The following is a 13,665-nucleotide window of genomic DNA, read 5'->3' on the forward strand; positions in this document are numbered from 1 at the left end:
TCAACTGGGAAAATGGCGCCCCCGGGTCCCGGATAGGACCTCGGGGGCGTTCGGTTAACTGCGGGAGCGTGCCGTCAGCTCAATGTGTTCGGTTGAGATCGGAAATCAACCGAGTGCACAGGCGAATCTGCCCGATCGCGGCGCCAACAGAGCCGCCCGAGCTGTCCAGGGTGCCAAAAATACACCCTACGAGACAAGCGCTCCATGTTGCAGACGTGTAACGCCGCAGCAAAGGTGCCCCTTTTTGCACGGGACAGGTACAATGATGAACACTGTACCGTAGCGGAGCGCCGCCGCGCGCCGCTAACACGCGAAAGGGTTTCCCATGGCCGAGATCTCGTCCTCCCGTATCGTCATCACCGTCCTTGGCAAGAACCGCCCCGGCATTGTCGCCGGCGTCACCCGCGTCCTGGGCGAAGCCAATGTCGACATCCGCGACATTACGCAGTCCATTATCGAGGACATCTTCACCATGACCATGCTGGCCGACACCGCCGAGTCCAAGCTCGACTTCGCCGAGCTGCAGAAGGCCCTGGCCGAGGCCGGCGAGCTTTCGGGCGTCAACGTGTCCATCCAGCGCGAGGACGTCTTTAACTTTATGTACCGCCTGTAGCGAACAGGCTGCGTGACGACGGCCCAACGTGCGCCCAGGCGCAACGTCGCCACATAGCCCGGAGAGGAGCGCGCATGGCCTACGACGCCAAGAAAATCTATTACCGCTTCGACGACCACCTGAGCCGCCTGGTCTTGGACTACGAAGCAAGCCGCCAGATTTCGCCCGAAAGCGAAAATCTATACTACGGCCTGCCGACCGACCCTTATGACGAGGAGCTGTTTGTCGAGCACGATGTCAAGCGCGGCCTGCGCAATGCAGATGGCTCGGGTGTGGTTGCAGGCCTCACTCGCATCTCGGATGTGCATGGTTACAACAAGGTCGACGGAAAGGCTGTGCCCGATCAGGGTAAGCTCACGCTTCGTGGCTACAGCATCGAAGATCTGGTCAACAATGCCCAGGCCGAGAACCGCTACGGCTACGAAGAAGTCGCCTACCTGCTCATCACGGGCTCTCTGCCCACCAAGGAAGAGCTTGACGGTTTTTGCGAACGCCTGGGTGCTTTTAGGCACCTGAGCGACGAATACGTCCGCGTGTTCCCCATGACCACGGTATCCTCGAGCATCATGAACGTGCTTCAGCGCGCCGTGTTGCTGCTCTATGCCTTCGATGCCGAGCCCGATGTAATCACACCCGAGCACGAGATCGACGTTGCCATTTCCATGCTGGCACGTCTGCCCCGCATCGCCGCCTTTGCGCACATGGCATCGATCGCAAAGTGCCACGGTTCGGAGATGCACGTGCCGCACCCCACGCCCGGTCTCTCCACCGCCGAGACCATTCTGCAGGTCCTGCGCGGCGGCATGGCGTTCACCCGCGACGAGGCCATGCTGCTCGACGTGATGCTCATGCTCCACGCCGAGCACGGCGGCGGCAACAACTCCACCTTCGCCTGCCGCGTGCTGTCGTCTTCGGCCACCGACCCGTATTCCGCCTACGCCGCGGCTATCGGCTCGCTCAAGGGCCCGCGTCACGGCGGTGCCAACGCCAAGGTCGTATCCATGCACGAGGACATTCGCGCGCATGTTTCCAACTGGGAAGACGATGACGAGGTCGCTGCATATCTGAGCAAGATTCTCGACAAGCAGGCCTTTGACGGCACGGGGCTCATCTACGGCATGGGACACGCCGTCTACACGCTCAGCGACCCGCGCGCCGAGGTCTGCCGCCACTACGCACGTTCGCTCGCCGCCAAGAAAGATCTGGGCGAGGAATTCGCGCTGATCGAGCGCATCGAGCGCCTGGCGCCCCAGGTCATGCGCGACCACGGCATGACCAAGCCTATCTGCGCCAATATTGACCTGTACACGGGCTTTATCTACAAGATGCTCGGCGTACCCGAGACGCTCTTTACGCCGATGTTCGCCGTGGCCCGCATGGCAGGCTGGTCGGCACACCGCATGGAAGAGCTCTTCTGCGCACACCGTATTATTCGCCCGGCATACCGTCCGGTAATCGAGCCACTGGAGTACAAGCCACTCGCCGACCGTTAGGACGCGCGCCGTTATAGAACACGAGCGTGGCCAGGGTATCACCGCCCTCGGCCACGCTTTTTATGCCAGCAGAAAGGGCTGCATCGAATGATTGTTTTTGGCTCTTCGGTGGTTTCTGTGGGAGAGATTCCGGCATAGGCCCAGCTCAGCGGGCGAAAACAACGATCTGGAACTGAAACGGCCCCGGGAGGGGCCGTTTCCGCGTCATCCGCCTATGATTGCTAAGCCAAATTCAGACAACCGAAGAGGTGTGACGCATGAAGAGTCTACTACTTCTCGCCCTCGGTCTGGCCCGCACGGTCGTCCTGGGCGCGCGCATCGAGGCCGAGCGCATCGTCGTGAGCGTCCGGCCCTACAAGCGCGAGCAGCGCCGCTGCCCCGTATGCGGCAGGGCCTGCGACTTCTACGACATGGCGAACCGCGGGGCCCCCAGGCTGTGGAGGGCGATGGACCTGGCGCGCTCGGCCTGCTACCTGGAGTACGCGCCCTGCAGGGTGCGCTGCCCGGAGCACGGCGTGCGCACCGAGGCCGTCCCCTGGGCGCGGCACGGGGCGCGCTTCACGCGCGACTTCGAGGACTGGGTGGCGTGGCTGGCGGTCCGCTGCACCGCCTCGGCGGTCTCCGAGCTCGCCCGCGTCGAGTGGCACAGCGTGGGCGGCGTGTGCAGGCGCGTCTACGCCGAGCTGGAGGCCGCGCGCGGCGCCTCGAGGTTCGACGGCGTGCGCCGCATCGGCATCGACGAGACGTCGTACAAGAAGGGCCACAAGTACGTCACGGTGGTCGTCGGCCACGACCGCGGCTGCCTCATCTGGGCGCACGAGGGCACCGGCAAGGACGTGCTCAACCTGTTCCTCGACGAGCTCACGCGCGAGCAGAGGCGCGCCATAGAGGTGGTGACCGCCGACGGCGCGAGGCGGATAGGGCAGCTGGTCAAGCGCCGCTGCCCCAACGCGAGGTGGGTCATGGACCCCTTCCACGTGGTCCAGTGGATGAACGACGCGCTCGACGCCGTGCGCTGCGAGGAGTGGAACGCCGCCAGGGCCGCCGCCAGGGCCGCCAGGCCCAGGCCCGAGGGCAAGCGCGGCAGGCCTGCCAAAGGCGAGCTGCCGCCCGAGGAGGTCAGGGCGCTCGAGGAGGAGGCGGCCTCCATCAAGGGCAGCCGCTACGCGCTCGTGAAGAACCCCGAGGACCTCACCGACGGCCAGAGGGCGAGGCTCGAGGCGCTCAAGAAGAGGGCCGGCTCGCGGCTGGTCAGGGCCTGGGAGCTCAAGGAGGACCTGCGGGCCGTCTTCCGGGCAGCCGACGGCTCCGAGGCCGCCGAGCTGCTCGACGACTGGATGCACAGGGCCGCCTACTGCAAGATCGCCAAGGTCGTCGCCGTGGAGAAGAAGGTGCGCCGCCGGCGCGACGACATCATCGCCGCAGTCGAGCTCGGCATCAGCAACGGGCGCGTAGAGGCCATCAACAACAAGATCAAGGTGACGGTGAGGATGGGCTACGGCTTCCGCAACACCGACAACCTCGTGGCCCTGCTCATGCTCAGGTGCGGCGACTGCCAGCCCCAGCTCCCGGGTCGCCCGGTGAAGGCGAGGAAGAAGGGCGTGAAGGGAGCGAAGAGCGTTGCTGCCTAGGCTAGCCCCTTGTCACATAAACTACCGAAGCCTCCTTTTTTCACCTGCTGAAGGTTATCAATCTTCTTATTGAGTATCTCGGCATTCTTTCTTCTGCCAATGCCCTGGCGGGCAGATCCACCCCCCTTTCGGCTGGTTCGGGGGCACAGGCATGCCCTGACAGGCAGATCCACCGCCCTTTCGGCTGGTTCGGGGTCGCAGGCATGCCCTGGCGGGCAGATCAGCGCCTTTTCGGCAGGTTCGGGGGCGCAGGCATGCCCTGACAGACGGCTGCATTGCCCATATGCGTTTTGCGCGCGAGGACCCTGTTGCTCCTGTCAAAAGCGTGGCGAAATGAAGTGGCCCAAAAGAGGGCAGCAGAATACCGAAATCCCAGCTTGAAATAGCTCAGCTATTTGTCACTGTGCGGTTCTGCCTGCTGTGATTAGCCATGCACTGCTGGGGAAGACTCATCTGCTAGAATTGCTTGGACGAAAGGAGACGCAATGGTACTCGACAGATACGCGCGATTTGCTGACAGCGCCGACGTGCTCTCTTGCCCCCTTTGCCACAGCGCCCTGAAGCTGCAGGAAGGGAGCCTCGTATGTCCGAAGAGGCACTGCTTCGATATCGCAAAGCAGGGGTACGTAAACCTTCTAGGGCCCTCCAGGCAGTCAGCCCACTACAGCAAAGAATCCTTTGAGAGCCGCATGGCAATCCTGGAGGCAGGGTATTACGACCACGTGAAAGAAGCCGTCCTCACCGCGGTAGGAAGGGCCCTTTCCCCAAGCGAGGGTCCTGCAGCTGTGAACGCGACGCCATTCCGCGTGCTCGACGCGGGATGCGGAGAAGGCTTCTATGCACGTGCAATCCGAGAAAACCTCTGTGTCGACGTGGTGGCGTTTGACCTCTCAAAAGACGCCATGCTGATGGCGGCCCGCCACGATTCCAGAAAGGCGGTCAAATGGCTGGTTGGCGACCTGACGAACATCCCCGTGCTGAAAGGCTCCATCAACTGCGTGGTGGACGTATTCGCTCCCTCGAACTACGACGAATTCAAGCGCGTTCTCACCCCAACCAGAAACGCCTCCGCGCCAGGAGTGCTGGTCAAAGTGGTTCCAGGCAGCAATCATCTTACGGAGCTGCGCCACCTTGCTGAAGGATCTTTGCGCAGCAAGGAATACTCAAACCAGCTGGTGACCGATTGCTTTGAGAAGCACTTCAAGATGACCGACCGCATCAAGGTGACGCGCACCTTCGAGATGTCCGAAAGGGACGTCCGCGTGTTCGCCGAGATGACGCCGCTGCTGTTCGGCATCGACGCGGAGTCCCTAAATCTATCGCGTGTGAAAAGCATCACCATCGAGGCTGAATTGCTGGTGGGCACCCCTCGCTCCCAAGGCCCTTCATGAGCTCAGCCAGCTCATCATCCTCTTAATTGCAGGGCTGAAGGACAGCCCTTGTCAACCGCCCCAGAAGAAATCTGGCTCTTCGGTGGTTTCTGTGGGAGAGATTCCGGCATAGGCCCAGCTCAGCGGGCGAAAACAACGATCTGGAACTGAAACGGCCCCGGGAGGGGCCGTTTCCGCGTCATCCGCCTATGATTGCTAAGCCAAATTCAGACAACCGAAGAGGTGTGACGCATGAAGAGTCTACTACTTCTCGCCCTCGGTCTGGCCCGCACGGTCGTCCTGGGCGCGCGCATCGAGGCCGAGCGCATCGTCGTGAGCGTCCGGCCCTACAAGCGCGAGCAGCGCCGCTGCCCCGTATGCGGCAGGGCCTGCGACTTCTACGACATGGCGAACCGCGGGGCCCCCAGGCTGTGGAGGGCGATGGACCTGGCGCGCTCGGCCTGCTACCTGGAGTACGCGCCCTGCAGGGTGCGCTGCCCGGAGCACGGCGTGCGCACCGAGGCCGTCCCCTGGGCGCGGCACGGGGCGCGCTTCACGCGCGACTTCGAGGACTGGGTGGCGTGGCTGGCGGTCCGCTGCACCGCCTCGGCGGTCTCCGAGCTCGCCCGCGTCGAGTGGCACAGCGTGGGCGGCGTGTGCAGGCGCGTCTACGCCGAGCTGGAGGCCGCGCGCGGCGCCTCGAGGTTCGACGGCGTGCGCCGCATCGGCATCGACGAGACGTCGTACAAGAAGGGCCACAAGTACGTCACGGTGGTCGTCGGCCACGACCGCGGCTGCCTCATCTGGGCGCACGAGGGCACCGGCAAGGACGTGCTCAACCTGTTCCTCGACGAGCTCACGCGCGAGCAGAGGCGCGCCATAGAGGTGGTGACCGCCGACGGCGCGAGGCGGATAGGGCAGCTGGTCAAGCGCCGCTGCCCCAACGCGAGGTGGGTCATGGACCCCTTCCACGTGGTCCAGTGGATGAACGACGCGCTCGACGCCGTGCGCTGCGAGGAGTGGAACGCCGCCAGGGCCGCCGCCAGGGCCGCCAGGCCCAGGCCCGAGGGCAAGCGCGGCAGGCCTGCCAAAGGCGAGCTGCCGCCCGAGGAGGTCAGGGCGCTCGAGGAGGAGGCGGCCTCCATCAAGGGCAGCCGCTACGCGCTCGTGAAGAACCCCGAGGACCTCACCGACGGCCAGAGGGCGAGGCTCGAGGCGCTCAAGAAGAGGGCCGGCTCGCGGCTGGTCAGGGCCTGGGAGCTCAAGGAGGACCTGCGGGCCGTCTTCCGGGCAGCCGACGGCTCCGAGGCCGCCGAGCTGCTCGACGACTGGATGCACAGGGCCGCCTACTGCAAGATCGCCAAGGTCGTCGCCGTGGAGAAGAAGGTGCGCCGCCGGCGCGACGACATCATCGCCGCAGTCGAGCTCGGCATCAGCAACGGGCGCGTAGAGGCCATCAACAACAAGATCAAGGTGACGGTGAGGATGGGCTACGGCTTCCGCAACACCGACAACCTCGTGGCCCTGCTCATGCTCAGGTGCGGCGACTGCCAGCCCCAGCTCCCGGGTCGCCCGGTGAAGGCGAGGAAGAAGGGCGTGAAGGGAGCGAAGAGCGTTGCTGCCTAGGCTAGCCCCTTGTCACACAAACTACCGAAGCCTCTTGTTTTTTCCGATATGGATGGAACACTGTTGACGAGTGACAAGCAGATGAGCGACGCCACCTGGACGATGCTCGACGAGCTCGCACGTCGCGGCATTGAGTTTGTACCGTGCACGGGGCGTCCGCTGTCGGGCGTCTTTGAGGCCATCCTCGCCCATCCTGCCGTGCACTACGCAGTCTGCGCCAATGGCGCTAGCGTCTGGCAGCTCGACGAGGATGTGCCCACCGATGCCTCACGCGCCACGCGCATATTGAGCCGACCGCTCGACCGCGCCATCGCCCACCGCGTCCATAGCATTGCCGCCGGCCACGATGTGACCTTCGATATCTTCGCGGACGGGCGGTGCTTCCTCCCCCGCTCGCTCTACACGCGCCTGGACGAATTCTGCGGCGGAGATCCTCACATCGCGGCTTCGCTCAAGCGCACGCGAACGCCGATCGACATGGATATCGACAGCAAAATCGACGAGGTCGAGGTGCTCGAACGCATCGCCATGTACTGGCACGACTCAGCCGACCGCGATGCTATCGTGGCGGCGCTCGACACACTCGAAGGCATTGAGGTCACGCGTTCGTACGCCATGAATATCGAGGTCATGGGCGGGGGCGCCACCAAGGGAACGGCATTGGCTTGGCTATGTGGACATCTGGGCGAGCCTCTCGCCGACGCCTGGGCGTTCGGCGACAACATCAACGACATCCCCATGCTGCAGGCAGCGGGCCACGGTACGGCGATGATCAATGCCGAGCCCGAGGACCGCGAAGCCGCCGGCGCCATCACCGAATACGACAACGACCACGACGGCGTCGCCCGCGCCGTCATGGCCGCCCTCGCCTAGCAGCAGCAACCCGGCAGGGTAGCTAATTTGGGACGGGGCTTTTTTAGCTACCCTGGTCACAGTAGTCGTTGGGGGCACTCTTCGCGGGGCGCTGCAAGGACTGTCCCCATCTGCCGAATTAGGCGAGACTCTCCAGCACGCGACGGAGCTCCTGCTGGACGGCGTGGTCGCGGTTGCACCCCACCACGCGATCGGCGACTGCCTTGAGCGCGGGGCGCGCGTTTTCCATCGCGCAGCCCGTGCCGACAAAGCGAATGATCTCGTAGTCGTTCATCGAGTCGCCAAATGCCATGATCTCATCGCGCCCAATGCCGTAATGCTCCGCGAGCTGCGCGATGCCAGAGGCCTTCGACACGCCGGGCTGCATGGCATCGATCCACGCGTTGCCCGAAGGCGCAAAGGTAAAGAACTGGCCGAGCTCGCGCTGCAGTACGTAAGCGCTGTCCATAACGGCACCATCATCGCAAAAGATACTCGCCTTGATGATATTTACGCTGGGATCGGGCAGCTCCCAAATGCGCTCGGCATTGGGAAGGTCCTTATCCACCTCGCGCACGAACTTACTCTCGTCATCGAGCAAGAAGGACTTGGTTCGGTCAAAGAGTGCAAGATGCAGATTGGGAAACGTCGCGACGGCCTGGGCTAGCTTTCGAATCGCCAGGTGCGAATACACCTCACGGCCTACCATTTTGCCGTCGGCGTAGACCTGGGCACCGTTAGCTGCGACAAAGTCCATTTTGTCGCGAACGGGCGCAAAGAACTCGCACAGGCGATCGTAGCGGCGGCCTGACGACGCGGCAAAATGCACGCCATGCTCGCGTAGTGCCAGGATCAGTTCGTAGGTCTCGGGAGGCACCTGGCCATTTTCGTCAAGCAGTGTGCCGTCCATATCGGATGCAATCAGCTTAAACATAGAAAAGCTCCCTTCGGGCTTGCTGGAATCGAACGTGTATCCGATTCCAACGTACCCAAAGGGAGCTCAAATAAGACCCCGCAGTCATAAACGTTACATAGACCTGGCAAATAGCTCACGCGCACCAGAGAGCCCACGGTCGCGGCGTCAGGCGACACGCCAAAGAGTGTCCCCAGCGACTAGTCGTTTAAGAACGTCCCGATGACTAGTCGGCGTAGGTGAAGGTCGTGACGTCGAACATGCCCTCGGGGCGGATGCGGAGCGTCGGGATGACCGGCAGGGGCAGGAAGATGATGCCCATGATGGGGTCGAGCGGCGGCTCAATACCCATGGCGCGCGCCTTGACCATAAAGTCGTCGTGCTGCGCTGCGACATCCTCGGCCGTGCCCTCGCTCATCAGGCCACCGAGCGCTAGCGGAATGCGCGCCACGACCTCGCCGTTGCGCACCAGCACGTGACCGCCCTGGCCAACAGCCTCGACGGCAGTCATCATATCGGCGGCGTTGTCGCCCACCACGCACACGTTGTGCGAGTCGTGGCCGATCGTGGAGGCAATGGCACCACCGGTGATGGTGAAACCGCGCACCCAGCCGCGACCGATATGCTTGCCGACCAGGCCCAGGCCAGCGGGGCCGTCGCCGTCGACGCCCTCGGCTTGCAGCGACACGCCGCGGCCATGGCGCTCAATCAGCATAATGCGGCGCAGGCCCTCGGCGCTCTCGGGGCGAGCCATACCCGTGATGGCCTTACCCGGCACCACGTCAATCACAGCCTCGCCCGGCTTAAAGGCATAGTCGAAAACGTCGAGCGAAAGCTTCGGCAGCTTAACAGAGGCGCGTAGCTCGTCGGCAAGGGCTGCAACCTCAGCCATCTCGGGTGCGATCTCGCCCACAAAGGTGCCATCCTGCGCCACCAGAGCACCGGCGGCATATACGCGATGCGGGGCCGTGGCAAACGTCAGATCGTTGAGCACCAGCAGGTCGGCACGCTTGCCCGGGGCGATCGCGCCGCGGAGCTCATGCGGGTCGCGGCAACCGTGGTCCAGGCCAAAGGCCTCGGCCGTGGAAAGGGACGCCATGGAGATGGCGACCACCGGGTCGATGCCGGCCTCGATGGCCACGCGGCAGGCGTTGTCGATCATGCCGGTCGAAAGCGCGTCGGAGGGAGCGCGGTCGTCGGTCGCAAAGCAGCAACGACGAGCGCGGGCGGGGTTTTCCAGCAGCATAGGCGACAGGTTGGCAAGATCATGGCTGCAGGTGCCCTCGCGCAGCATGACATACACGCCGCGGGAGAGCTTGTCGAGCGCTTCCTCGGGAATCGTCGACTCGTGGTCGGCGATAATACCCGCCGCGGCATAGGCGTTGAGATCCTTGCCGGCAACAAGCGGAGCATGACCGTCAACCTGCTTGGACGGTGTCTGGTTGGCGGCATCGATGCGAGCGCAGGTCTCGGGGTCGGCCATAAAGACACCCGGCAGGTTCATCATTTCGCCCAGACCAAAGACGTCGCCCGGATGCTCGGCAAAAAACGCCTGCATATCGGCAGCAGTGATGACGGCACCGGCCTGCTCGTCGGGCAGTGCGGGCACGCACGAAGGCATCATGTACTTGATGGAGATGGGTGCGCGACAACCGTCCTCAATCATAAAGCGCAGGCCGTCTAGGCCGGAAACGTTAGCGATCTCGTGGCTGTCGGCAATAGCGGTGGTGGTGCCACGCGTCGCCGCCATGCGCGCATACTCGGCAGGGCGGATGTTCGAAGACTCGATATGCAAGTGTCCGTCAATAAAACCGGGTGCGAGATAGCGACCCTGACAGTCGATGACCTCAGCTGCCTCGTACGTACCAGCAGCTTCATCTCGACCATCGTAGAGAACACCGACGATCACGCCGTCCTTGACGGCGACGCTACCGGGCGCCACGCGCTGACCGTACACATCGACGATCTGTGCGTTGGCAAACAGTGTGTCGACGGGCACGCGGCCCTCGGCGGCATCGATCACAGACCTCATGACCTCAACGGACATACATACTCCTTTAACCGTAGAAAAAAAGCTGCGGAGCGGACAGACCTTCACCGCAGCAAGCCAATAGCCATTGTATGCCCAAACGATGGGCCAGCAATACGCTCCTCTGCTTAACGGCACACACCGCTTGGCGCAATGGGGACAGGCTGCTTTGCACCACTGACAAGGAGTGTCCCAAAGTGCCGGCACAAAAGGATCGTCCCTAAGCACCACCCAAGTGCCAGCCACGGAAACGCCGATGTTTTGGTAACGACAGACACTATGACCCAATCCGAGGGCACTAAAAAGATAGGAGCCCCCGCTCGTGACCGCGGGTCGGGGCTGCGACAATGATGTTGAAGTGCCATAGGCGCAGCCGCGCCGCAACGAGGTTGGGAGGCTCCCATGCCAAAGTATTCTACCGCGTTCGGGATGGACGTCCACCTGAGGTCGACCACCGTCTGCGCCCTCGACGCGGACACCGGCGAGGCCGTGACGAGGAGGTTCCCCGGCAACCCCTGGGGCGAGATCGCCGGGTGGATGGATGGGTTCCCCGGGCCGTCGCTCGCGGCCTACGAGAGCGGCTACCTCGGCTTCGCCCCGCAAAGGGAGCTCGCCGGGCTCGGCGTCGAGTGCGTCGTCGCCGCGGTCTCGAAGATCCCCAGGTCGGCCGCCGACTCGGCCTCCAAGAACGACAGGAACGACGCCGCCAGGATGGCCAAGGCGATACTCGCCCACGACATCTCCCCCGTATGGGTCCCCTCCCCCGAGGTCTGTTAGCGTCAATCTATTTTTCACCAGTTTTGCTAAACAGGCGCGCCGTTCGCGCAAAGGCGGTTTCACCGGTTGCGCTAACGTATTTTCACCGATTCCGGTCACGGCTCGACGGGGCCGTCCCTCGGCAGGTCCTTCAGCCTGTAGGACCTGCCGGTTATCTTGACCAGGTGGCAGTGGTGGCACACCCTGTCCGCGATCGCGCTCGCCGCCACGTCGTCCCCGAACACCCCGCCCCGGCCGCTGATCCCCACGTTGGTGGTGATGATCGTCGAGCGCTGCTCGTAGCGCGTCGATATCAGCTGGAACAGCAGGTCCGCGCCCGCGCTGCCGACGTCGAGGCAGCCGAGCTCGTCGATGATCGGCAGCCTCGAGTGGGCGTAGTACCTGAGCCTCTTCTTGAGGATGCCGCGCGACGAGGCGTCCTCCAGGTCCTCGACGAGCCGGGCGCAGTCCACGAACCTGACCTCGCGCCCCGCCCTGACCGCCTCGATGCCCAGCGCGACGGCGAGGTGCGTCTTGCCCACGCCGGGGCTCCCCACGAGCAGGACGTTCTCGGCCCGCTCGACGAACCTCAGGGTCGCGAGCTCCTCGATCTCGGCGCGCGGGACCGACGGCTGGAAGTCCCAGTCGAAGTCCGCCAGCCCCTTGACGTAGGGGAACCCCGACGACCGTATGCGCTGGCTGGTGGTCCTGACCTCCCGGGCGGCGACCTCGACGCGCGTCATCTCCTCGAGGGCGGAGGCGAAGCCCCGCTCGCCCGCGGCGACCATCCTCACGTAGTCGGGCAGGGACGCCGCCATCTCGTGCAGCCCGAGCGCGGAGAGGTTCGCCTGCGCCCTGATCGAGGGGCTGCCCTCCGCGACGGCGCCCATCACGCCCCTCCGAGCGAGTCGAGCAGCGCGAGGTTGGCGCGCGCGGCCTCGGCGATGTCCGCGTCGGCCAGGCCCCGCTTCCCCTCGAGGGCCTGCCCGTAGTGGTCGGGGTCGTAGTTGATGGGCCTCGACGGCCCGGACGCGGCGTCGTGGACGGCGACCTCCTCGCCGGCCATCCTCACCACGACCTGGCCGCCGGGCATCGCCACGACGCTCGCGCGCCGGCCGATGCAGCGCCTGGGCACGGACCACTCCCTGCCGGCGGCCCTGACGAGCATGGTCGGCGGGACGGTCTGGACGCTCACGTCGCCCACCATCGACTCGAGGAGACGGAGGTTCCCGATGGGCCGCAGGCTCTCCTTCTCCCGCATGAACAGCGCGTCGGGCGGCAGGCCGGTGGTGCGGTTCGGCCCAGAGTTTGCCTGGGCCTCGACCCGGGCCACCGCCTCGGCTAGGCCGCTCCACCCGGTGAACTCGCCGCCGTAGGCGAGCAGGCGGTTCAGGAAGCGGTTGGCCGACTCGTCCTTGCCCTTGGTCTGCGGCGAGCGCGGCGCGCAGAGCCTGAGCTCGAAGCCGGCCTCCCGCGCGAACCGCCACGCCCTCTCCTGCCTGGTCCTCCTGCGGCCAGAGACGGTCACCAGGCACGACATGTTGTCCGTGATGCACTCCTCCGGGACGCCGCCGAGGCGGGTGAAGGTGGCGAGCAGGCAGGACAGCAGGTCGTCGAGCGTGCGGCTCCTGACCGGTATGAAGCGGTGCTTCCGGGAGTAGCCGAGCGTCGCGGTGAACACGCTGAACTCGAAGACCTCGCCCTCCGAGTCGACGAGCCTCATGCCCTCCTTCCAGTCGAACTGCAGCTGCCTGCCCGGGGGCGTCTCGAACCGCGGGTGCGGCTCGCGGCCGCCCGCGCCCCCGAAGGGCACGTCGCGGGCCCGGCACCACGCGGTGAAGGCGCCGTACCCGGGCAGCCCCTCCCCGCGGCCCTCGCGCAGGAACGCGTACACGGCCATCTTGGTCATCCCGGGCAGCTGGGCCTTCGCGCGGATCACCTCCTCGAGCGGGTCGAAGGCGCTGCCCCTCGCGGACCTCCCGTCGGCGGCGGACTCGCCCTCCCGCCAGTACTTGGCGACCGTGTGCCGGTCCATGCCGTGCCTCCTCGCGATCTCGCTGAAGTTCGGCTTCGCGCCGGACCCCCTGTAGACGTTCAGCTCTCCCATTACGTTTCGCTCCATATCCCGCTCCTCCCGGGTCGGATACCCGATCGGAGCATAGTTCCGTTAGCGCAGTTGGTGAAAGTGCGTTAGCGGGGCCGGCGAAAGCGCGTTAGCGCATTCGGCGAGATGCGTTTGCGAAAGTGGTCAATTTTAGATTAGCGCTAACAAGGTCGAAGGCATCAGGGACCTCGCCGGCGCCTACGACGGGGCGACCGCGCGCCTGGCGACCGCCAAGCAGCGGCTGCTCGCCTTCCTCGCAAAGCGGGGGTTCGTCTACG

Annotated in this window: 11 protein-coding genes and 1 pseudogene; 8 read left to right on the forward strand and 4 right to left on the reverse strand. The window is 64.6% G+C overall.

Annotation, left to right across the window (positions count from 1 at the left end; all coding sequences use genetic code 11):
* Positions 1-325 precede the first annotated feature (325 nt).
* The 7 genes and pseudogenes from ACTQXO_RS08450 to ACTQXO_RS08480 all read left to right on the forward strand — a co-directional run bounded on the left by ACTQXO_RS08450 (position 326) and on the right by ACTQXO_RS08480 (position 7,606).
* Positions 326-613 (forward strand): ACT domain-containing protein, encoded by a 288-nt coding sequence (locus ACTQXO_RS08450; RefSeq protein WP_006235289.1) that lies wholly within the window; start codon positions 326-328, stop codon positions 611-613.
* A 74-nt stretch (positions 614-687) separates the two neighbouring features.
* Positions 688-2,106 (forward strand): citrate synthase, encoded by a 1,419-nt coding sequence (locus ACTQXO_RS08455; protein ID WP_427727403.1) that lies wholly within the window; start codon positions 688-690, stop codon positions 2,104-2,106.
* A gap of 257 nt (positions 2,107-2,363) precedes the next feature.
* Entirely contained in the window at positions 2,364-3,737 is a 1,374-nt protein-coding gene (locus ACTQXO_RS08460; RefSeq protein ID WP_441033738.1) for an ISL3 family transposase, read from the forward strand.
* Between the two features lie 485 nt (positions 3,738-4,222).
* Positions 4,223-4,363, forward strand: a pseudogene (locus ACTQXO_RS08465) (putative RNA methyltransferase); the annotation flags it as partial.
* Between the two features lie 63 nt (positions 4,364-4,426).
* Positions 4,427-5,128, forward strand: coding sequence for a methyltransferase domain-containing protein (locus tag ACTQXO_RS08470; RefSeq protein ID WP_052241580.1), 702 nt, complete (start codon positions 4,427-4,429; stop codon positions 5,126-5,128).
* 231 nt (positions 5,129-5,359) lie between these two features.
* Positions 5,360-6,733 (forward strand): ISL3 family transposase, encoded by a 1,374-nt coding sequence (locus tag ACTQXO_RS08475; protein WP_441033738.1) that lies wholly within the window; start codon positions 5,360-5,362, stop codon positions 6,731-6,733.
* 9 nt (positions 6,734-6,742) lie between these two features.
* Positions 6,743-7,606 carry a Cof-type HAD-IIB family hydrolase gene (locus ACTQXO_RS08480; RefSeq protein WP_255413671.1) on the forward strand — a complete coding sequence of 288 codons (864 nt, stop codon included), beginning with the start codon at positions 6,743-6,745 and terminating at the stop codon, positions 7,604-7,606.
* A 118-nt stretch (positions 7,607-7,724) separates the two neighbouring features.
* Here ACTQXO_RS08480 and ACTQXO_RS08485 read toward each other — a convergent pair whose 3' ends face one another.
* Both ACTQXO_RS08485 and ACTQXO_RS08490 read right to left on the reverse strand, forming a co-directional pair.
* The gene (locus tag ACTQXO_RS08485) at positions 7,725-8,519 is read right to left on the reverse strand and encodes a Cof-type HAD-IIB family hydrolase (RefSeq protein WP_118098921.1); all 795 of its coding nucleotides are present in this window, start codon (positions 8,517-8,519) and stop codon (positions 7,725-7,727) included.
* Positions 8,520-8,724: 205 nt separating this feature from the next.
* The gene (locus tag ACTQXO_RS08490) at positions 8,725-10,545 is read right to left on the reverse strand and encodes an adenine deaminase (protein ID WP_441545606.1); all 1,821 of its coding nucleotides are present in this window, start codon (positions 10,543-10,545) and stop codon (positions 8,725-8,727) included.
* A 384-nt stretch (positions 10,546-10,929) separates the two neighbouring features.
* Between ACTQXO_RS08490 and ACTQXO_RS08495 the strand changes: the two genes are divergently transcribed.
* A complete protein-coding gene (locus ACTQXO_RS08495) occupies positions 10,930-11,304 on the forward strand; it encodes a hypothetical protein (protein WP_441033691.1) in 375 nt (124 codons plus the stop codon).
* Positions 11,305-11,399: 95 nt separating this feature from the next.
* Here the strand turns inward: ACTQXO_RS08495 and istB are convergent, their stop codons facing one another.
* Both istB and istA read right to left on the reverse strand, forming a co-directional pair.
* Positions 11,400-12,173: an IS21-like element helper ATPase IstB gene (istB, locus tag ACTQXO_RS08500; protein WP_441545607.1), complete on the reverse strand. Its 774-nt coding sequence runs from the start codon at positions 12,171-12,173 to the stop codon at positions 11,400-11,402.
* Entirely contained in the window at positions 12,173-13,405 is a 1,233-nt protein-coding gene (gene istA, locus ACTQXO_RS08505; protein ID WP_441033696.1) for an IS21 family transposase, read from the reverse strand. The genes istB and istA overlap by 1 nt, the downstream gene beginning before the upstream one ends.
* Positions 13,406-13,665: the final 260 nt, after the last annotated feature.

Source organism: Collinsella sp. LCP19S3_D5 (assembly GCF_052121415.1).
Lineage (GTDB): Bacteria > Actinomycetota > Coriobacteriia > Coriobacteriales > Coriobacteriaceae > Collinsella.

What these genes read in the sequence shown, in the direction of transcription:
- ACTQXO_RS08475 (WP_441033738.1), top strand. Translation starts at nt 5,360, where the DNA reads ATGAAGAGTCTACTACTTCTCGCCCTCGGTCTGGCCCGCACGGTCGTC.
- ACTQXO_RS08485 (WP_118098921.1), bottom strand. Translation starts at nt 8,519, where the DNA reads ATGTTTAAGCTGATTGCATCCGATATGGACGGCACACTGCTTGACGAA.
- ACTQXO_RS08450 (WP_006235289.1), top strand. Translation starts at nt 326, where the DNA reads ATGGCCGAGATCTCGTCCTCCCGTATCGTCATCACCGTCCTTGGCAAG.
- ACTQXO_RS08490 (WP_441545606.1), bottom strand. Translation starts at nt 10,545, where the DNA reads ATGTCCGTTGAGGTCATGAGGTCTGTGATCGATGCCGCCGAGGGCCGC.
- istB (WP_441545607.1), bottom strand. Translation starts at nt 12,173, where the DNA reads ATGGGCGCCGTCGCGGAGGGCAGCCCCTCGATCAGGGCGCAGGCGAAC.
- ACTQXO_RS08470 (WP_052241580.1), top strand. Translation starts at nt 4,427, where the DNA reads ATGGCAATCCTGGAGGCAGGGTATTACGACCACGTGAAAGAAGCCGTC.
- ACTQXO_RS08495 (WP_441033691.1), top strand. Translation starts at nt 10,930, where the DNA reads ATGCCAAAGTATTCTACCGCGTTCGGGATGGACGTCCACCTGAGGTCG.
- ACTQXO_RS08455 (WP_427727403.1), top strand. Translation starts at nt 688, where the DNA reads ATGGCCTACGACGCCAAGAAAATCTATTACCGCTTCGACGACCACCTG.
- ACTQXO_RS08460 (WP_441033738.1), top strand. Translation starts at nt 2,364, where the DNA reads ATGAAGAGTCTACTACTTCTCGCCCTCGGTCTGGCCCGCACGGTCGTC.
- istA (WP_441033696.1), bottom strand. Translation starts at nt 13,405, where the DNA reads ATGGAGCGAAACGTAATGGGAGAGCTGAACGTCTACAGGGGGTCCGGC.